Source organism: Stenotrophomonas sp. YJH_SMC_10 (assembly GCF_059371555.1).
In genome coordinates this window covers 25,208-44,714 of sequence record NZ_JCAFUS010000012.1, presented here as the reverse complement: position 1 = coordinate 44,714, position 19,507 = coordinate 25,208, and the positions used below count along the sequence as shown (strand labels likewise).

Genomic DNA, 19,507 nt, shown 5'->3' with positions numbered 1-19,507 from the left:
CGCTGGCCGGCAGTGTCGACCAAGGTCGACACCTACCAACAGCATTCCCAGCAGCGCATCGGGTGGAAAGCCCCCCTTGTTGTTCACGGGAGCGCGCCGAAGGCGCAGGGATAAGGTGGAATGCGCGGGCAGTTCGGTTTACGCGCCCAGCGCGTAACCGAACTGCTGCTTGAACTGCTCGTTGAACTCATCGAAGGTGAAGCGCTGGTTCTGCGTGCCCGGATGCTCGACCTTCAGTGCGCCCATCAGGTTGCCCATGCGGCCGATGGTCAGCCAGTCGTAGCCCTTCTGGATGCCGTAGATCAGGCCGGCGCGGAAGGCGTCGCCACAGCCGGTCGGGTCGACCACGCGGCGCTCGTGCGCCGGCGGGATGTCGTAGCTCTTTTCCGGGGTGTGGATGACCGCGCCCTTCGGGCCGCGGGTGGTGATGTAGGCCTTGACCCGGCTGACGATCTCCTTTTCGTCCCAGCCGGTGCGCTCCTGCAGCAGGTTCGACTCGTAGTCGTTGACCACCACATAGTCGGCCTGATCGATGAAGGCGCGCAGCTCAGGGCCGTTGAACAGCGGCATGGCCTGGCCCGGGTCGAAGATGAACGGGATGCCGTCCTCGTGGAATTCCTGCGCGTTCTGGATCATGCCTTCGCGGCCGTCCGGGCCGACCAGGCCCAGGGTCACGCCCGGCACGCCGCGCACATGGTTCTCGTAGGAACGCATCATCGCGCCCGGGTGGAAGGCGGTGATCTGGTTGTTGTCGTGGTCGGTGGTGATGAACGCCTGCGGGGTGAACAGCTCATCGATCACGCGCACGCGCGACAGGTCGATGCCCAGGCCTTCGAAGTACTCGCGGTACGGGCCGAAGTCCGAACCCACGGTGCCCATCGGGATCGGCTGGCCGCCCAGCAGGTGCAGGTTGTAGGCGATGTTGCCGGCGCAGCCGCCGAACTCGCGGCGCATGCGCGGCACCAGGAAAGACACGTTCAGGATGTGCACCTTGTCCGGCAGGATGTGATTCTTGAACTGGTCCGGGAACACCATGATGGTGTCGAAGGCAAGAGAACCACAGATCAGAGCGGACATCGATGTAAGCCTATGCGGTGAATTTTGGGGTGGGCCGGCCCGGTTCAGCGGGCAAGCAAACGGCGCCCTTGGGCGCCCGACGGCGCAAAGGTTACCCGCTGGTGCCGCTCAGGGCCAGAACCGGGTGATGCCCGATCAGGCCGAAAGCCTGTGAAGACGCGGGTTCAGCTAGTTTTTTCCTTGCTCGGCGGCAGGCGGGTTGCTAGGCTTGTCGGCCTCGATTTCTGCCCATTTTTTCGCCATCCCGCGGCGGGCACGACACCCCTCAGGACTCCTTCCTCAGATGTTCAAGAAACTCCGTGGCATGTTCTCCAACGACCTGTCCATCGACCTGGGCACGGCCAACACCCTCATCTACGTGCGCGGGCAGGGGATCGTGCTGAACGAGCCGTCGGTCGTGGCCGTGCGCCAGGACCGTGCCATCGGTGGCACCCGCTCGGTGGCAGCCGTGGGCGCCGAGGCCAAGCAGATGCTCGGCCGTACCCCGGGCCACATCACCACCATCCGCCCGATGAAGGACGGCGTCATCGCCGATTTCACCTACACCGAGGCGATGCTCAAGCACTTCATCAAGAAGGTGCACAAGTCGCGCGTGCTGCGCCCGAGCCCGCGCGTGCTGGTCTGCGTGCCGGCCGGTTCGACCCAGGTCGAGCGCCGCGCGATCAAGGAATCGGCCGAGGAAGCCGGTGCCCGTGACGTGTTCCTGATCGAAGAGCCGATGGCCGCCGCGATCGGCGCCGGCATGCCGGTCACCGAGGCCCGTGGCTCGATGGTCATCGACATCGGCGGCGGCACCACCGAAGTGGCAGTGATCTCGCTCAACGGCATCGTCTATTCGGCCTCGGTCCGCATCGGCGGCGACCGCTTCGACGAGTCGATCACCAACTACGTGCGCCGCAACCACGGCATGCTGATCGGTGAAGCCACCGCCGAGCGCATCAAGGTCGAGCTGGGCTGCGCCTACCCGCAGGCGGAAGTGATCGAGATGGAAATCTCCGGCCGCAACCTCGCCGAGGGCGTGCCGAAGATGATCAAGATCAGCTCCAACGAGGTACTCGAGGCCCTGCACGAACCGCTGTCGGGCATCGTCAGCGCGGTCAAGCTGGCGCTGGAGCAGACCCCGCCGGAACTGTGCGCCGACGTCGCCGAGCGCGGCATCGTGCTGACCGGTGGTGGCGCCCTGCTGCGCGACCTGGATCGCCTGATTTCCGAGGAAACCGGCCTGCACGTGCAGGTGGCCGACGATCCGCTGACCTGCGTGGCCCGCGGCGGCGGTCGTGCGCTGGAGCTGGTGGACATGCACGGCAACGAGTTCTTTGCGCCGGAATAAGCCGTCCCGGCCGTTCCTGCCCGCCGCGCCCTTCCGGGGTGCGGCCCGCCGTGAAGGCGGGCCGGCACCGGCGGGGCGTCCGCGTGTTTCCCTTCCGCCTTCTGCCAGTTGAATCGTCGCCGTGCCGCCCTACGCCGGTCCTCCCGTCGCCTCCCGATCCGGTGATGCCGCCAGCCCCCTGCGGTTGCTGGCCTATCTCGCGTTGGCCATCACCCTGATCGTGCTCGATGACCAGGCCGGCTGGCTGGCGCGCCTGCGCGAGCAGGCCAACAGCCTGGTGCAGCCGGTGTGGGCCCTGGCCGGCCTGCCCGGCAAGCTCGGCAACCAGGTCAAGGATTCCGCCGCCAGCCATACCCAGCTGGTCGCCGAGAACCGCGAACTGCGCAACCAGCTGCTGCTGGCCAACGCGCGCCTGACCCGCCTGCAGACCGCCGCGCTGGACAACGCGCAGCTGCGCGAACTGCTGAACGTGGCCGAGCGCAGCGGCCTGGACGTGCAGCTGGCGCCGATCCTGGACATCGACCTGGACCCGGTGAAGCAGCGCCTGGTGCTCGACGCTGGCGCCCGCGAAGGCGTGCACGTCGGCCAGGCCGTGATCGACGCCGGCGGCCTGATGGGGCAGGTGATCAGCGTGACCGGCGGCACCTCCACCGTGCTGCTGCTGACCGATCCCGACCACGCGGTGCCGGTCACCGTGGCCCGCAACGGCGTGCGCCTGATCGTCTACGGCCGCGGCGACACGCTGGAGCTGCGCGATATTCCGCTCAGCGCCGGGGTGGAAGTGGGCGATGAGATCGTCACCTCCGGTCTTGGCGGGCGTTTCCCGGCCGGCTTCCCGGTCGGCACCATCACCGGCCTGCGCCCGGACGACACCCATGCGTTCCTGGTCGGCGAACTGAAGCCGGCGGCGCAGCTCGACCGCGGCCGCGACGTGCTGCTGCTGCGCCCGGGCGCGGCGATCCGCATTCCGCCGGAGCTGCGCCTGCAGCTGGAAGAAACCGCCCCGGGTGGCCCGGCCACCGGCGCCACCGTGCCTGTGGGGATCGCGCCAGCGGCAACGACGCCAGCTCCGGTCAGCGCCCCGGTAGTGTCGGCCGCTGGCCGGCCACAGCCCTCGTCGCAAACGAGGACTGTTGCCCCCGCATCCTCGCCTGATCCTGCTGCTCCGGTAGTGCCGGCCGCTGGCCGGCAACCGACCACGCCGGAGGCGCAGCGATGAGCCGCCTGCGCGACAACCCGTGGGTGCTGCCGGCCAGCCTGGTGGTGGCGCTGCTGCTGGGCCTGCTGCCGTTGCCGGCGCTGCTGCAGCCGCTGCGCCCGTACTGGCTGGCGCTGGTGCTGGCGTACTGGGTCATCGAAGCGCCCGAGCGCGTCGGCCTGGGCATCGCCTTCGCCAGCGGCGTGGTCGCCGACCTGCTGTACGGCGGTGTCCTCGGCGAACAGGCGCTGCGGCTGGTGATGCTGGCCTTCATCCTGCAGCGCTTCCGCGCCCGCATCCGCTTCTTCCCGATGTCGCAGCAGATGCTGGCCATCGGTGGCCTGCTGTTCAACGACCGCATCGTCAGCGCGCTGGTGCACATCCTGGTGGGCGAACCGACCCTGCCGTGGTCGTACTGGTGGGCGCCGCTGCTGGGCATGGGCCTGTGGCCGCTGGTGTTCGTGCTGCTGGACGCGGTGCGCTTCGGCAAGCGCGGGCGCTGAGCCATGATTCCGCGCCGCCAGGTCAAGAATCCGCACGCCGAAGCCGAGCAGTTCCGCCGTCGCGCGGCGCTCGGCTTCCTGGGCGTGCTGGTCTGCCTGCTGGGCCTGGGCGGCTGGTACTTCAAGCTGCAGGTGCTGGACCACGATGTCTACGCCACGCGCTCGGAAGCCAACCGCATCAAGCCGCGGCCGGTGGTGCCCGGGCGCGGCATGATCTACGACCGCAACGGCCGCCTGCTGGCCGAGAACGTGCCGGCGTTCCGCCTGGACGTCACCCCGGACAAGGTCAAGGACATGGACGCCACCCTGGAAGGGCTGGCGAAGATCATCAGCATCAGCCCGGAAGAGCTGGAAGCGTTCAACAAGTCGCGCAAGGCGCGCCGCAAGTTCCTGCCGGTCACGCTGAAGCTGCGCATGAGCGACGAGGAGATGGCGCGCTTTGCCGTCGACCGCTGGCGGTTCCCGGGGGTCGAGCTGGAACCCTACCTGACCCGGCGCTATCCGTATGGCGATCTGTTCGCGCACATCATCGGCTACGTCGGTCGCGTCGATGACAAGGATCTGGAGATCCTCGGCGAAGGCAATGCCGCGCTGACGCACATCGGCAAATCCGGGCTGGAGCGCTATTACGAGCAGCAGCTGCGTGGCCGGGTCGGCTACGAACAGGTCGAGACCAATGTGCAGGGCCGCGCGATCCGCACCATCGGCCGCGTTGCCGCGCAGTCTGGTGCCGATCTGCGGTTGTCGATCGACGCCGACCTGCAGCGCGCCATGGTCGCTGCCTTCGGCGACCAGGAAGGCTCGGCGGTGGCCATGGACCCGCGCACCGGCGAAGTGCTGGCGATGGTGAGCCTGCCGTCCTACGATCCGAACCTGTTCGTCAACGGCATTTCCCATGCCGACTTCAAGGCATTGAACGAAAACCCGTCGCGGCCGCAGTTCAACCGCCTGGTGCTCGGTGGCGTTGCCCCCGGTTCCACGCTGAAGCCGCTGATCGGCCTGGCCGGCCTGGATTCGGGCGTGCGCCGCCCGGAAGACAAGGTGCTGTCCACCGGCATGTTCTACCTGCCCGGCACTTCCCGTGGCTGGGGTGATGCGCATCGTGGCGGCCACGGCTGGACCGACCTGCGCAAGTCCATCGCCGAGTCGGTCAACACCTATTACTACAAGCTGGCGCTGGACCTGGGCATCGAGCGCTTCGACCATTACATGGAGTACTACGGCTTCGGCCAGCCGACCGGCATCGACCTCACCGGCGAAATCGGCGGCATCCTGCCGTCGCCGGCCTACAAGCGGAAGACCCGCAAGGAAGCCTGGTTCCCGGGCGACACGGTCAACATCAGCATCGGCCAGGGCGACTGGAAGGTGACCCCGCTGCAGCTGGCGCGCGGCGTCAGCGCGCTGGCCGACGGCCAGCTGCGCACCCCGCACCTGGTGATCCAGCAGCGCGAAGGATTCGACAGCGACTGGACGGCCATGCCGGCCGGCGAAAGCAAGCCGATCAGTCCCAACCCCAACAACGTGCAGGCCGTGCGCGAGGGCATGATGGCGACCATGCGGCCTGGCGGCAGTGGTTGGCGCGTGGCGGTGGGTGCGCCGTACGTGATGGCCGGCAAGACCGGCACCGCGCAGGTCATCAGCCGCAAGGGCACCGCTGCGGTGAATCCGAAGAGCCTGCCGATGCACCTGCGCCACCGCGCGTTGTTCGTGGGTTTCGCGCCGGTCGAGAACCCGGTGATCGCGATTGCGGTGGCGGTGGAAGGCGGCGGCTACGGCGGCTCGGCCGCCGCACCGATCGCACGCAAGGTGTTCGATGCCTACCTGCTGGGCAAGATGCCCGAGGGCATGCAGCCGCTGGACAGCGAGCGCGGCACCACGGCCATCGGCGCCACCGCGTTCGACAACGAGGACGCGGGCGCGCGCCAGGCAGGCGACCTTGCCGCCGCGCAGCTCGGGGACCATCCGGTGCTGATCGGCGTGCCAGCGCCGGCGCCCGCGCCCGCACCGCAACCGGATGCACCGGCGGCGGCCGCGCTGCCGGCCACGCCACGCCCGACCCACGCGGGGCCTGCACGATGAGCGTCTTCCTGCGCTGGGCCGGCGACATGCTGCGCCGCTTCTTCAGCACCCTGGACTGGGTGCTGTGCCTGGCGCTGGGCGCGCTGATGCTGATCGGCCTGGCCACCCTGAAGAGCGCCGGTGGCGACAGCCTGGTGATGGCCCAGGGCGCGCGTTTCGCAGTGGGCATGGCCGCGCTGTGGGGCATCTCGCGGGTCTCGATCCTGCGCATCCGCTCGGCCACGCCGATGATCTACGCGATCTCGATGATCCCGTTGCTGGCGGTGTTCGTGCTGGGCACCGGCAAGTACGGCCGGCAGTGGCTGGACCTGAAGTTCTTCTACCTGCAGCCGGCCGAGCTGCTGAAGGTCAGCCTGCCGATGATGGTGGCCTGGTACCTGCACAGGATGCCGCTGCCGCCGCGCTTCAGCACGGTGCTGACCGCGCTGGTCATCATCGGCGTGCCGACCGGCCTGGTGATGCTGCAGCCGGACTTCGGTACCGGCGTGCTGATCGCCGCCAGTGGCGTGTTCGTGCTGCTGCTGGCGGGCCTGCCGTGGTGGTGGGTGGGCCTGGGCGTGGGCGGCGTGGCCGCAGTCGCGCCGGTGGCGTGGTTCTGGCTGCTGCGGCCGTACCAGAAGGACCGCATCATGATGTTCCTGGACCCGGAGATGGATGCGCTGGGCGCCGGCTGGAACATCATCCAGTCGAAGATCGCGATCGGTTCCGGTGGCTTCGACGGCAAGGGCTGGGGCGAGGGCTCGCAGTCGCACCTGAACTTCATTCCCGAGCAGACCACCGACTTCGCGTTCTCGGTGCTGAGCGAGGAGTTCGGCTGGATCGGCGTGGCCACCGTGCTGGCGCTGTACCTGTTGGTGATCGGGCGTTGCCTGTGGATTGCCAGCCAATCGCGCGATTCCTATTCGCGCCTGCTGGCCGGTGCCACTGGCCTGGCGTTCTTCGTTTACGTGCTGGTCAACGGCGGGATGATTTCCGGCCTGCTGCCGGTGGTGGGCGTGCCGATGCCGCTGATCAGCTACGGCGGTACCTCGGCGGTGTCGCTGCTGGCTGGCTTCGGGCTGGTGATGGCGGTGCGCAGCCACAACCCGGTGCACGGCGGCTACGGCTGAGTCCGGGAGCGGAAACACCCTGACAGCTTCACGCAAGCGCCCGTTGCTAGCGTGCTGCGCGTGGAATGGAAACGACTGTTTGGCGGCTGCCGTGAGGCAGTGCGCACGATCGATCTGCCGTTGCTGGTCGCATTGCTGATCCTGATGGGCGCGGGCCTGGCGGTGCTGCACAGTGTGTCCGGGCCGGTGGCCGGGCAGGCGGCGCGCTTTGCCGGTGGACTGCTGGCCATGTGGCTGCTGTCGCGTGTTTCGCTGCTGCGCCTGCGCGCGTGGACACCGGCGTTGTATGCGTTGTCGATGCTGCCGCTGATGGCGGTGTACGTGATCGGTACCGGCAAATACGGGCAGCGCTGGCTGAACCTCGGCGTGTTCTACCTGCAGCCGTCGGAGCTGCTCAAGCTCAGCCTGCCGCTGATGATGGCCTGGTACCTGCACCGGCAACCGCTGCCGCCGTCGCCACGCACGGTACTGACCGCCGCGGTGCTGATCGGCGCGCCGGCGCTGCTGATCCTGATGCAGCCCAACCTCGGCACCGCCACGCTGGTCACCGCCAGCGGCGTGTTCGCGTTGTTGCTGGCAGGCCTGCACTGGGGCTGGGTGGCGACCGGTGCGGCGGGGCTGGCAGTGGCCGCGCCGCTGGCGTGGTTCGGGCTGTTGCGGCAATACCAGAAGGACCGCGTGTTGACCTTCCTCGATCCGGCGGCCGACCCCCTGGGCACCGGCTGGAACATCCTGCAGTCGCGCATCGCGATCGGCTCCGGGGGATGGCAGGGACGCGGTTGGGGGCAGGGCACCCAGGCCACGCTGGATTTCCTGCCCGAATACACCACCGACTTCGCGTTTTCGGTGCTGGCCGAAGAGTTCGGCTGGATCGGCGTGGCGACGCTGTTCGCGCTGTACCTGTTCGTGGTGGGGCGTTGCCTGTGGATTGCGGTGCACGCGCGCGACACGCATGCGCGGTTGCTGGCCGGCAGCCTGGGCCTGGCCTTCTTCGTCTACGTACTGGTGAACGGTGGAATGATCTCCGGCCTGCTGCCGGTGGTGGGCATTCCGATGCCGCTGATCAGTTACGGCGGGACCTCGGCGGTTTCGCTGTTGGCCGGCATCGGGTTGGTGATGGCGGTGCGTGGGCACCGGCCCGTGCACGGGGGATAGGGTTTCCAGCCAACGGCGCAGCCCCTCGTGGGTGGAATCGGTCGTTGAAAGCCGGATTGCTGAGGGCTGGCCGGGTGGATGGGCAGTGCGGGGACGCCGTGAACCCATCCATGGGGGCTTGGCCGCGGCATCCATGCCGCGGACACCCCGCACTGCCCACCCACCCGCCCGCTGGCAGATTCCGTGTTCGTCCACCCACGGAAAAGAAAAAGAAGATCAAGAGCAAAAGCAGCTTGGCCGCCCGCTTCATTGCTTCCTGTAGAGCCGAAGGCAGCGGCAGGAGCCGCTGCCAACGTCGCCCATGGCGACGGCGCGAAGGGTGCCGGTCAGGACGACCGGCATAGCCATGCTCGGATCACGAGCAAGCGCAGCGCCGCGATCCGCTTTTGATCTTCTTTTTCTTTTCCGTGGGTGGCAGACCTCCGAAATCTGTCAGAGGACGGTCGGGTTGGGTACGCGGGGGTGTCAGCCGCATGGATGCGGCTGCCAAGCCTCCATGGACGGATTCACGGCGTCCCCCGCGTACCCAACCCGACCGGCCCACCCGCGGCTTCTGCTTTCTGCGACCACCCAGACTCCACCCACGAGGGGCTGCGCCGTTGGCTGGAAACTCTCTGACGTTGCGCAGTGCCTGTTGTGGAAGCGTTCTCACAACAATGCGAAGCAATACACCCACCGACCAAAGTCCGCAAAAAACGTTAGCTGGTTCACACTTTTACACCGCGTTGATCTTGATCAATGGACTTGTCGTAATCGGCCTGCACAATGGCGGCCCGTTCGGCACGGCGCGCCGTCAATCGTTGCAGCGCGAGGGGGCGTCGGGCGGGAAGCAGTACTGATCCAACGGGTACAGGGAGCGCGGGGTACTGCCACTGGGGAGCGGCAGCCGCGCAGGTACCGACCGGATCCGGTCGCCGGTTGCGTCTGCGGGGATGGGGACGCAACCGGCAACCTCTCACTGAATGGGGAAGCCCGATCACGACGTCTTCACATTTCCCGCTGAACGCGGGCAAATCGTTGTGATTCATGGTGTTAGGGGTTTTAATTCATCCATGACCTGCTAACCTGCGACGATGATTCGACGCACTCTGGCCTGCATGCTCACCCTCGGCCTGGTCGCCTGCGCGACCCAGCCGAAGTCCCCACCGTCTTCGCCCCAGGCCAGCAGCACGCCGCGCCAGCCCGCCGCCAAGGCCCATGGCCCGGCCGAGGCCGCGCCTGAAGCCACCGCCGCCACCGCGCCGCCAGTCGATCTCACCCCGGTCCCGTTCGAGGTCGCGCGGGACCGCTTCATCGCCGATACCGCCAAGCGCTATGGCCTGAAGCCGGAGCAGATCCGCAGCGTGCTCGACCAGGCACAGGTGCGCCAACCGATCATCGCCGCGATGTCGCGCCCGGCCGAACGGGTCAAGCCGTGGAATGAATACCGGCCGATGTTCATCAGCAAGGCGCGCATCGATGGCGGCCGCGCGTTCCTGGCCGAACACCGCGCCGAACTGGATCGCGTGCAGCAGCGCACCGGCGTGCCGGCCGAAGTGATCGTGGCGATCATCGGCGTGGAAACCAGCTATGGCAGGAATGCCGGCAACCACCGCGTGCTCGATGCGCTGTACACGCTGGCGTTCTATTACCCGCGCAGTGGCGACCCGGCCAAGCTGGAACGCGAAGTGCGCCGCGAGCTGTTCTTCCGCGACGAACTGGCCAAGCTGTTCGAGCTGGGCCGCGAGGAGAAGCTGGACATCACCACGCTCAAGGGCAGCTATGCCGGTGCGATGGGCATGGGCCAGTTCATGCCGTCCAGCTACCTGGATTACGCCGTGGACGGCAATGGCGATGGCCGTCGTGACCTGTTCACCAGCTATGACGATGTGTTCTCGTCCATCGCCAACTACTTCGTGAAGAAGGGCGGCTGGGTCCGGGGTGGCCAGGTGGCCGTACCGGCCACGCTGGCCCCGGGGCGCGAGGAATTCAACCCGACCGAGTGGATGCCGACCTGGTCGCTGGCCGATCTGGCGCAGCGCGGCTACCAGCCCAGCGCACCGGTGCAGCCGGGCGCCACGGCCACGCCGATCACGCTGGAAGGCAGCACGGGCAAGCAGTACTGGCTGGGCTTCCAGAACTACTACGCGATCACCCGCTACAACCTCTCGAAGATGTACGCGATGGCCGTGTTCCAGTTGTCCCAGGCCATCGCCGGACAGGAGCTGCCCCCGGCATGAACATCAGATGGCTGGTCCCGAGCTTGATCGTCTTCGCGCTGGCCGCCTGCAGCAGCGCGCCGAAGAAGCCGGCCACGGCCGGCCACGGTGGCAAGCCCAGCGGCACGGTGGTGCAGGGCCGCGGCGCGCGCCCGGCGCATTGCCCGGAGGGTTCGCCGTATGCGGCGGCCAAGGAAGACCCGAACACGCGCGGCAACTACACCGCCGGCGGCCTGTACAGACCCGGCGTGCGTGACAGCACCCCGGACTACATTCCCAACGTCGCCTGCATTCCCGAGCCGGAAGTGACCGCCGAAGAGCGTTCGGCGATCGGCAACAAATCGCCCTACGTGGTGCTGGGCAAGTCGTACAAGGTGCTCGACGACACCCGCAACTATGTCGAGCGCGGCACGGCGTCGTACTACGGCGCCAAGTTCCATGGCCGCCTGACCTCCAACCGCGAGGTCTACGACATGTACCAGTTCACCGCCGCGCACAAGACACTGCCGCTGCCCAGCTTCGCCCGCGTCACCAACCTGGACAACGGCGAATCGGTCATCGTGCGCGTCAACGACCGTGGCCCGTTCCATGACGGCCGCGTGGTCGATCTCAGTTATGCCGCCGCAGTGCGCCTGGGCATCACCCAGCGCGGCACCGGCAACGTGGAAGTGCGTGCGCTGCAGCCGGGCGAGAGCAACCTGCTGGCGCAGAAGCCGTCGCGCCGCGAGCGCCGTGCCGCGGAAACCGCGGTCGCGGTGGCCGGGGCGCGCCCGATACCGGCCGCGCGTGCCACCGCCGACAGCGACATCGATCGCCTGGTCAAGCGCCTGCCGGCCGACGCCACGCCTGCGCGTGGCCAGCCGGCCACCACCCAGGGCGTGGCCAGCGCGGTGCCGGACGTGGCGGTCAGCAGCCTGCCGCCGAGCGCACCGCCGGTGCGCAGCACCACAACGGCGCCGGTTGCAGTCGCCAGCGCCGCGCCGCGCACGGTCGCGCCGGCCGCAGTGCGTACGGTGCCCGCCACCGCAGCAGCCCCCAGCCTGTCGCAGCAGGTGGTCGGCGCGGTGATGGTGCAGGTCGCCAGCTTCTCCAGCCGCGACAATGCCAACCGCGCGATGGGCCAGCTCAACGCGGCCGGCATTGTCGGCGCGACCATCAGCGACATCGCCGCCGGTGGCCGTACCCTGTTCCGCCTGCGCGTTCCCGCCAGCGACCATGCCAGTGCCGCGGAACTTGTCGGCCGCATCGCCGGTCTGGGCCTGGGTTCGCCGCAGATCGTCAAGGATTGATCCGCCTGGGCTGGTGCTGCCGGCCCAGGCTCGCCCGGCCTTACAATGGCCGCTTCGTTCCACCCTCCATTCCTGGCCGTCCCCTGGAGCCTGCTGTCCAATGAATTTCCGTTCCGCCGCCACCGCCCTGGCCGCCACCCTGGTGGTGGGCCTGGCTTCCGCCCAGACGCCGCTGCCGACCCCGGCCACGCCGGCGCCTGCCGCCGCCGCAGCTGCCCCGGCCACCGTCGCGACCCCGCCGGCCCCGGCGCCGAGCGTGTCCAAGGCCTGGGTCCTGATGGACTACGCCACCGGCCAGGTGCTGGCCGGCGAGAACATCCACGAGCAGCTGGCCCCGGCCAGCATCACCAAGGTGATGACGTCCTACGTGGTTGCCGCCGAGGTCAAGAACGGCAAGGTCCGTGCAGATGACCAGGTGATGATGAGCGAGCGCGCCTGGCGCGAGGGTGGTGCGGGTACCGACGGCAGCTACAGCGGCTTCCCGGTCAACCAGACCGCACGCCTGGAAGACATGGAAAAGGGCATGGCGATCCAGTCCGGCAATGACGCCGCGATCGCCCTGGCCGAGCATGTGGCCGGCAGCGAAGAAGCCTTCGCGTCGCTGATGAACAGCTACGCCGCCAAGATCGGCATGAAGGACTCGCACTTCGTCAACGCCCACGGCCTGACCGCCGAAGGCCATCACAGCACCGCCTACGACCTGGCACTGCTGGGCCGCGCGATGGTGCGTGATTACCCGGAAACCTACGCGTACAACAAGATCAAGGAATTCCAGGTCGGCAACATCAAGCAGCCGAACCGCAACCTGCTGCTGTGGCGCGATGGCAGCGTGGATGGCATCAAGACCGGCCACACCTCCGAAGCCGGCTACTGCCTGATGAGCTCGGCCCAGCGTGGCGACCAGCGCCTGATTGCCGTGGTGCTGGGCGGTGCGTCGGAAAAGCAGCGTGCCGATGACAGCCTGGCCCTGCTGAACTGGGGCTTCCGCTTCTTCGAGACCCATCGCCTGTACGAGCCGGGCAAGGCCGTGGCCGAGCACAAGGTCTGGAAGGGCACCACCGACAAGGTGCAGCTGGGCGTGGCCCAGCCGATGCTGGTGAGCGTGCCGCGCGGCCGCTACAACGACCTGAAGCCGAGCATCGACGTGCCCAAGACCCTGGAGGCACCGTTCACCGCGGGCCAGCAGATCGGCACCGTGAAGGTCACGCTGGATGGCAAGGTCATCGCCGAAGCGCCGCTGGTGGCTGTGGCCGCCGTCGAACAGGCCGGTTTCTTCAAGCGCCTGTGGGACAGCTTCTGGATGTGGTGGGAATCGGAATGATCCACGCCCCGGCGTGGTGAACGAAAAGGCCGGCAAATGCCGGCCTTTTCTGTTTCGGGAGGCCGCTTCCCCCCGCACGCGGGGGGTAGAGCCGGCCGCTGGCCGGCTCCCCAGCAACCCATCCGGGACGGGGGGTAGAGCTGGCCGCTGGCCGGCTCCCAGCAACCCATCCGGGACGGGGGGGAGAGCCGGCCGCTGGCCGGCTCCCCAGCAATTCATCCGGGACGGGGGTAGAGCCGGCCGCTGGCCGGCTCCCAGCAACCCATCCGGGACGGGGGGTAGAGCCGGCCGCCGGCCGGCCCCGCAGCAACCCATCCGGATCTGCCGGCTGCCGGCCAGCGGCCGGCACTACCGGCGGCCTGCCTGCTTACAGCGCGCGGCTGATGGTGAAGCTGCCGAACACGGGTGACTGGCGCTGGCCATCGAACTCGCGGGTGCTGTGGTAACGCGCCATCGCGAATTTCCAGCGCCCGCGCATCACCGCGATGCCGTAGCCGCCCTGTGCCACCACATGGCGCTTGTCCACGCTGTGGCTGCTGCGGAACGTGTTGCCGTCCAGGGTGATGTCTCGGATCATCCAGGCCGCGTCGGTGGTCACGAACAGGTGCCAGGACCAGCCACTGGGGCGGCCACCGCGGGTCGGTGCCGTGTTCTCGCCCGCCGGGCGCAACGGCGTGCTGCCGAAATCATCGGGCAGCTTCCAGCCGAAACGCAGCTCGCCACCGGCATTGGCCTTGGTCTCCAGATTGCCGATGGCACCGCCGTAGTGGCTGATCGCATCCCAGCCCCAGCCGCCGGCGTTGACACTGGCATCGGCCGGCCAGCGCCGCATGCGCTCGTGGGTCAGCATGAACACCGGTTCGTTGTGCAGCTGGTTGTCCCAGCCCTCGAACTTCTTGTCGCCCAGAAGGTCGTGCACCGCATCCTGCACCTGCTTGCCCTGTGCCCAGGGGCCGACCACGCCCACCGCCAGCTGGGTGGTCTGCAGCCGGTCGCCACTGCGCGCATTGAAACCGAAGCTGGCCAGCAGCACGCCGGCATACGGCCGGTCCTCCTTGATCAGGTCGCGGCGGGCCGGGTCGGAGGGGGTGAAGATGCCCTGGCCGATGCTGAAGATCATGTTCTGCTGTTCGAACCGACCCGGGTGCAGGCCTTCCAGGTACTGGTTCACCCAGCGCGCCATGCGCGGCAGGCAGGGGTCATCGGTGTAGTCGACCAGGTTCGGCGAGACCAGGGTCAGCTGCGCGCCGTTGGTGTAGCCCTGGTCCTGGTGGCGGCCACCGAACAGGTCGTTGTCGACGCGGAAATTGACCTGGGGCGGGTGGTCGCGCATGGCGTCCGGACCACACTGTTCGGCCGCCTGCGCGGCAAGGGGGAGGGCAGTGGCCAGCAGGCCGGCCAGCCCAAGGACTGCGACACGATGCATGGGTGGAATGCTCATGGGGAAGGGGATGGTTTTCTGTCGTTTTCTGCAACGCCACGGTACTCGCGCCCGCGCGCCGGAACGAGCGCGTCCGGATCACTTGTCTGTTCCGAAAACAACATTGTCCAGCGGACACAATTTGTTACCCGCGCAGGCGCCGGGGGCCTCGCGTGAAGGCGGGCGCCAGCCGTGCGGCGCGGCGTCGCGGCCTGCGCCGGCGCAGGAATCGCAGTCAGCTGCCGTTGGGCATGGCAGCGCCGGTGTGGGTGCCACCTGCAACGCAGCAGGCCGCCGGTACCGCCTTTGATGTTGATGAATACTCTTGGGTTTGTTGCCCTGCGGCCCGATAATGGGCCCATGGAAATCAAGTCCGACAACCCCGACCACGGCTTCCAGTTCCCCGGCCAGTTCGAGCTCAGCGCCATGGGCGCGGCCAACCGCGGCCTGGAACATGAGCTCCCCCGCCTGCTGCTGGCTGCCGGCATCGATGTGGTGAACGAACGCATCAGCTGGAAGCATTCGTCCAACGGCAAGTACGTGTCCGTCCGCATCGTGTTCAAGGCAGAGAGCCGCGAACAGTACGACCTGGCCCACCAGGCGCTGCGCGACCACCCGGAAGTGAAGTGGACGCTGTAGCCGACAGCTGCCCGGCCGAGGCCGCCCCGGAACACCGCGCGCCGCGTCCGGCGGTGGTGCGTGACCTTGGCCGCCAGGCCTATGAGCCGGTGTGGCGCGCCATGCAGCGCTTCACCGACCAGCGCAGCGACGCCGATGCCGACGAGCTGTGGGTGGTCGAGCACGATCCGGTGTTCACCCTGGGCCAGGCTGGCAAGGACGAGCATGTGCTGGCGCCGGGCGACATCCCCGTGCTGCACGTGGACCGCGGCGGCCAGGTGACCTATCACGGTCCCGGCCAGATCGTGGTCTATCCGCTGCTGCGCCTGCCGCGGCTGGGCATTGGTGTGCGCGACTACGTGTGCCGCATCGAGCAGGCCCTCATCGATACGCTGGCCGAGTGGAACATCGGTGCCGAACGCCGCGAGGGCGCCCCGGGCGTCTACGTCGGTGGCGCCAAGATCGCCGCGCTCGGCATCCGCGTGCGCCGCGGCTGCACCTTCCATGGGCTGGCGTTCAACGTGGCCATGGACCTGGAACCCTTCCACCGCATCAACCCCTGTGGCTATCAGGGGTTGCAGGTGACCTCGGTGGTAGACTTGGGCGGCCCCTCCGGCATGGAGGCCGTCAAGCCGGTGCTGCTGGACCACCTGGCCCGCCAGTTCGGCCTGCTGCTGCAGCACACGCCCGAACTGCCCGATCTTTCTGCGGCCGCCTGACCGCCCCCGGAACCGCCATGACTGAAACCACCGCCCGTTCCATTCCCCTGCAGATCGTGCAGGGCGATTCTCCGTCCGCCGCGCCGTTGCAGGCCGGGGTCAAGCAGCTGGGCGGTGACAAGATCAACCGTTCGCCGGTGCAGTTCGCCGATGCGCCGGTGCTGCGCAAGCCGTCGTGGATCCGCGTGCGCATTCCTTCGGGCAATGCGGTGCAGAACCTGAAGGCCAAGCTGCGCGAGAACCGCCTGGTGACGGTCTGCGAGGAAGCCAGCTGCCCGAATATCCATGAGTGCTTCGGCCACGGCACCGCCACCTTCATGATCCTCGGCGAGGTCTGCACCCGCCGCTGCTCGTTCTGCGACGTCGCCCACGGCCGCCCGAAGCCGCCGGATGCCAACGAACCTGCCAGCCTGGGCCAGACCGTGGCCGACATGGGCCTGAAGTACGTGGTGGTGACCAGCGTCGACCGCGATGACCTGCGCGACGGCGGTGCCCAGCATTTCGTCGACTGCATCACCGCCATCCGCGAAAAGTCGCCGGGTACCCGCATCGAAGTGCTGACCCCGGACTTCCGCGGCAAGGGCCGCATGGAACGTGCGCTGGAGATCCTGGCGCAGAACCCGCCGGATGTGTTCAACCACAACATCGAGACCGTGCCGGACCTGTACCGCAACGTGCGCCCGGGTGCGGACTACCAGTGGTCGCTGAACCTGCTGAAGAACTTCAAGGCGCAGCACCCGGACGTGCCGACCAAGAGCGGCATCATGCTGGGCCTGGGCGAAGACTTCGAACAGATCAAGGCCACGATGCGTGACCTGCGCGCGCACGATGTGGACATGATCACCATCGGCCAGTACCTGCAGCCGACCGCGCATCACCACCCGGTGCTGAAGTACTGGACCCCCGAGGACTACAAGGCGCTGGAAGACTACGGCTACGCGCTGGGCTTCAGCCATGTGGCGTCCGGCCCGATGGTGCGCTCGTCGTACCACGCCGACGTCCAGGCCAAGGGCGCCGGCGTCCGGTAAGCGGTCGCCGCCGGGACATGGCCCGGCGCTGCCAAGGGATGCCACCACCGCCCTGGTGGGCGCGCGCACGCCTTCGCCTGCATTCACAATTTGCTACACCGGCCCGGCTAGGCTGGTTTTCCACCGAGCGCGGCCGGGTGACAAACCCGGCAACTTTCGGCACTGTCGCGGTGTCTGAACACCCCGCAGTCTCTCCCTTGGCAAGGCGCCTTCGAGCACGTCAATGAAATTCAAAGCCCCCGCATTCCTGATGGCCCTGGCGCTGGTCGCGCCGCTGGCGCTGGCGGCCAAGGCCGACTCGCCTGCCTTGCCCGCCGCGGCCACCGCCGATCAGGTGACCACCTCCAAGCTGGTGTACGGCCTGTTGTCCGACAGCCGCTACGCCTATCGCCCGCGCGCGCTGGATGAGGCCACCTCCAAGGACGTGTTCAAGCGCTACCTGGAAACGCTGGACGGCGCCAAGCAGTACTTCACCCAGGCCGACGTGGCGCGCTTCGCGCCGTTCGAAGCCAACATCTCCTCGGCCATCCGTGGTGGCGAGCTGGAGCCGGCGTTCCAGGTGTTCGCGGTCTACAAGCAACGGGTCGGCGAACGCGTGGCCTATGCGCGCAAGCTGCTCAAGCAGGAGCCGGACTTCACCACCGACGAACGCTTCGAGTACGACCGCAAGAAGGTGCCGTGGGCGGCCAGCAGCGCCGAGCTGGACGAGCTGTGGCGCAAGTCGGTCAAGAATGACTGGCTGCGCCTGAAACTGGCCGGCAAGAAGCCCGATGACATCCGCAAGACGCTGGACAAGCGCTATGCCACGCTGGAAAAGTCGGTCAATGAGCTGAAGGGCGAGGACGTCTTCCAGTTCTTCATGAACGCCTACACCAGCGCTGTCGATCCGCACACCGACTACTTCACCCCGCGCACCGCCGAGAACTTCAACCAGGCGATGTCGCTGTCGCTGGAAGGCATCGGTGCGCAGCTGCAGCGGCAGGACGACATGGTGGTGATCCGCGAGATCATCGCCGGTGGTCCGGCCGCAGTGGACGGCACCCTGAAACCGGGCGACCGCATCGTCGGCGTGGGCCAGGGCAAGTCCGGGCCGGTCGAGGATGTGATCGGCTGGCGCATCGACGACGTCGTGGCCAAGATCCGCGGTGCCAAGGATACCCAGGTCAAGCTGGAGTTCATCCCGGCCGCCGAGGGCGTGGACGGCAAGCACCACACGCTGGTGCTGACCCGCCAGAAGGTGCGCCTGGCCGAACAGGCCGCCAAGGGCGAGACCATGAGCATCCCGGCCGCCAACGGCGAACCGGCGCGCAGGATCGGCGTGATCAAGCTGCCGACCTTCTACCAGGACTTTGAAGGCCGTCGCCGCAATGCCGCCGACTACGCCTCGGCTACCCGCGACGTGGCCAAGCTGCTGGCCGGCTTCAAGAACGACAAGCTGGACGGCGTGGTGCTGGACCTGCGCAACAACGGGGGCGGCTCGCTGGATGAAGCGATCGAACTGACCGGCCTGTTCATTGAACAGGGCCCGGTGGTGCAGGTGCGCGAGTCCGGCGGACGCGTCACCGTCAACAGCGACCGCAACCAGGGCGTGGCGTGGGACGGCCCGCTGGCGGTGCTGATCAACCGCGGTTCGGCCTCGGCTTCGGAGATCTTCGCCGGTGCCATCCAGGACTACGGCCGTGGCCTGGTGATCGGTGAAACCAGCTTCGGCAAGGGCACCGTGCAGAACATCGTCGACCTCGATCGCTGGCCGAGCGGCGAAACCCAGCGCTTCGGCCAGGTCAAGCTGACCATCGCCCAGTTCTTCCGCATCAGCGGCAGCAGCACCCAGCACAAGGGCGTGGTGCCGGACCTGGCGTTCCCGGCCAGCGTCGATGCCACCGAGTTCGGCGAAAGCACCTACGACAACGCACTGCCGTGGACCCGCATCGCGGCCGTGCCGCATACCCAGTACGGCAACTTCGCGCCGCTGCTGCCGAAGCTGGAAACCCGTCACGACGCGCGCATCGCGACCGACAAGGAATTCCAGTGGTGGAACGAGGACGTGGAGCAGTTCCGTGCCGAGGCGGCCAAGAAGTACATCTCGCTCAACGAGGCAACCCGCCGCGCCGAGCGTGAGCGCCAGGATGCCCAGCGCAAGGAGCGCCAGGTGCAGCGCAAGGCACTGGGCCTGGCCCTGGACCCGCTGGCCGATGACAGCAGCGATGATGGCCTGACCGGCAACGAGCGTGACATCGTCAAGGATGCGGCGCGCGAGAAGGCTGCCGAGAAGCGCCCGGACCCGCTGCTGCGCGAGTCGGCGTCGATCCTGGCCGACGCGGTGAACCTGCTGGCCAACGACCGCCCGCTGTCGGCACAGGTGCTGCCGCAGTCCACCGGCGCGGGCCGCTGGGCGGACTGAACCGGCGCACCACGCGATCCCCGAGGGGCCGGCATTGCCGGCCCCTTTCTATTTTGGGGCCC

The 19,507-nt window shown here is 67.9% G+C and carries 15 protein-coding genes; 13 read left to right on the top strand and 2 right to left on the bottom strand.

Features of this window, described 5'->3' with window-relative positions:
* Nucleotides 1-138 precede the first annotated feature (138 nt).
* On the bottom strand, nucleotides 139-1,077 hold the full coding sequence (locus tag AC5P9C_RS15385) for a carbohydrate kinase family protein (protein WP_005411078.1): 939 nt from the start codon (nucleotides 1,075-1,077) through the stop codon (nucleotides 139-141).
* Between the two features lie 283 nt (nucleotides 1,078-1,360).
* Between AC5P9C_RS15385 and AC5P9C_RS15380 the strand changes: the two genes are divergently transcribed.
* The 9 genes from AC5P9C_RS15380 (at nucleotide 1,361) to AC5P9C_RS15340 (ending at nucleotide 13,259) form a co-directional block, all read left to right on the top strand.
* Nucleotides 1,361-2,407, top strand: a complete 1,047-nt coding sequence (locus AC5P9C_RS15380; RefSeq protein ID WP_005419402.1) for a rod shape-determining protein — start codon at nucleotides 1,361-1,363, stop codon at nucleotides 2,405-2,407.
* 121 nt (nucleotides 2,408-2,528) lie between these two features.
* Nucleotides 2,529-3,626, top strand: a complete 1,098-nt coding sequence (gene mreC, locus AC5P9C_RS15375) for a rod shape-determining protein MreC (protein WP_343543859.1) — start codon at nucleotides 2,529-2,531, stop codon at nucleotides 3,624-3,626.
* Nucleotides 3,623-4,108: a rod shape-determining protein MreD gene (gene mreD / locus AC5P9C_RS15370; protein WP_049470244.1), complete on the top strand. Its 486-nt coding sequence runs from the start codon at nucleotides 3,623-3,625 to the stop codon at nucleotides 4,106-4,108. Before mreC ends, mreD begins: the two co-directional genes overlap by 4 nt.
* A 3-nt stretch (nucleotides 4,109-4,111) precedes the next feature.
* Nucleotides 4,112-6,187, top strand: a complete 2,076-nt coding sequence (mrdA, locus tag AC5P9C_RS15365; RefSeq protein WP_164688583.1) for a penicillin-binding protein 2 — start codon at nucleotides 4,112-4,114, stop codon at nucleotides 6,185-6,187.
* A complete protein-coding gene (rodA, locus tag AC5P9C_RS15360) occupies nucleotides 6,184-7,296 on the top strand; it encodes a rod shape-determining protein RodA (RefSeq protein ID WP_057494977.1) in 1,113 nt (370 codons plus the stop codon). The genes mrdA and rodA (AC5P9C_RS15360) overlap by 4 nt, the downstream gene beginning before the upstream one ends.
* A 60-nt stretch (nucleotides 7,297-7,356) precedes the next feature.
* On the top strand, nucleotides 7,357-8,451 hold the full coding sequence (gene rodA / locus AC5P9C_RS15355; RefSeq protein ID WP_187756830.1) for a rod shape-determining protein RodA: 1,095 nt from the start codon (nucleotides 7,357-7,359) through the stop codon (nucleotides 8,449-8,451).
* A gap of 1,073 nt (nucleotides 8,452-9,524) precedes the next feature.
* On the top strand, nucleotides 9,525-10,670 hold the full coding sequence (gene mltB, locus AC5P9C_RS15350; RefSeq protein ID WP_049468725.1) for a lytic murein transglycosylase B: 1,146 nt from the start codon (nucleotides 9,525-9,527) through the stop codon (nucleotides 10,668-10,670).
* The gene (locus AC5P9C_RS15345; RefSeq protein ID WP_343540680.1) at nucleotides 10,667-11,938 is read left to right on the top strand and encodes a septal ring lytic transglycosylase RlpA family protein; all 1,272 of its coding nucleotides are present in this window, start codon (nucleotides 10,667-10,669) and stop codon (nucleotides 11,936-11,938) included. Before mltB ends, AC5P9C_RS15345 begins: the two co-directional genes overlap by 4 nt.
* Before the next feature lie 100 nt (nucleotides 11,939-12,038).
* Nucleotides 12,039-13,259 carry a D-alanyl-D-alanine carboxypeptidase family protein gene (locus AC5P9C_RS15340; protein ID WP_049468727.1) on the top strand — a complete coding sequence of 407 codons (1,221 nt, stop codon included), beginning with the start codon at nucleotides 12,039-12,041 and terminating at the stop codon, nucleotides 13,257-13,259.
* A 367-nt stretch (nucleotides 13,260-13,626) separates the two neighbouring features.
* Here the strand turns inward: AC5P9C_RS15340 and AC5P9C_RS15335 are convergent, their stop codons facing one another.
* The gene (locus AC5P9C_RS15335; RefSeq protein ID WP_080355554.1) at nucleotides 13,627-14,685 is read right to left on the bottom strand and encodes a lipid A deacylase LpxR family protein; all 1,059 of its coding nucleotides are present in this window, start codon (nucleotides 14,683-14,685) and stop codon (nucleotides 13,627-13,629) included.
* Nucleotides 14,686-15,039: 354 nt separating this feature from the next.
* Here AC5P9C_RS15335 and AC5P9C_RS15330 point away from each other — a divergent pair, with 354 nt between their 5' ends.
* The 4 genes from AC5P9C_RS15330 (at nucleotide 15,040) to AC5P9C_RS15315 (ending at nucleotide 19,445) form a co-directional block, all read left to right on the top strand.
* A complete protein-coding gene (locus AC5P9C_RS15330) occupies nucleotides 15,040-15,318 on the top strand; it encodes a YbeD family protein (protein WP_049467948.1) in 279 nt (92 codons plus the stop codon).
* Complete coding sequence (lipB, locus tag AC5P9C_RS15325; protein WP_049467946.1) at nucleotides 15,306-16,016, top strand: lipoyl(octanoyl) transferase LipB; 711 nt, start codon at nucleotides 15,306-15,308, stop codon at nucleotides 16,014-16,016. The genes AC5P9C_RS15330 and lipB overlap by 13 nt, the downstream gene beginning before the upstream one ends.
* Nucleotides 16,017-16,033: 17 nt before the next feature.
* Nucleotides 16,034-17,044: a lipoyl synthase gene (gene lipA / locus AC5P9C_RS15320; RefSeq protein ID WP_049467944.1), complete on the top strand. Its 1,011-nt coding sequence runs from the start codon at nucleotides 16,034-16,036 to the stop codon at nucleotides 17,042-17,044.
* 223 nt (nucleotides 17,045-17,267) lie between these two features.
* A complete protein-coding gene (locus tag AC5P9C_RS15315) occupies nucleotides 17,268-19,445 on the top strand; it encodes a carboxy terminal-processing peptidase (protein ID WP_049467942.1) in 2,178 nt (725 codons plus the stop codon).
* Nucleotides 19,446-19,507: the final 62 nt, after the last annotated feature.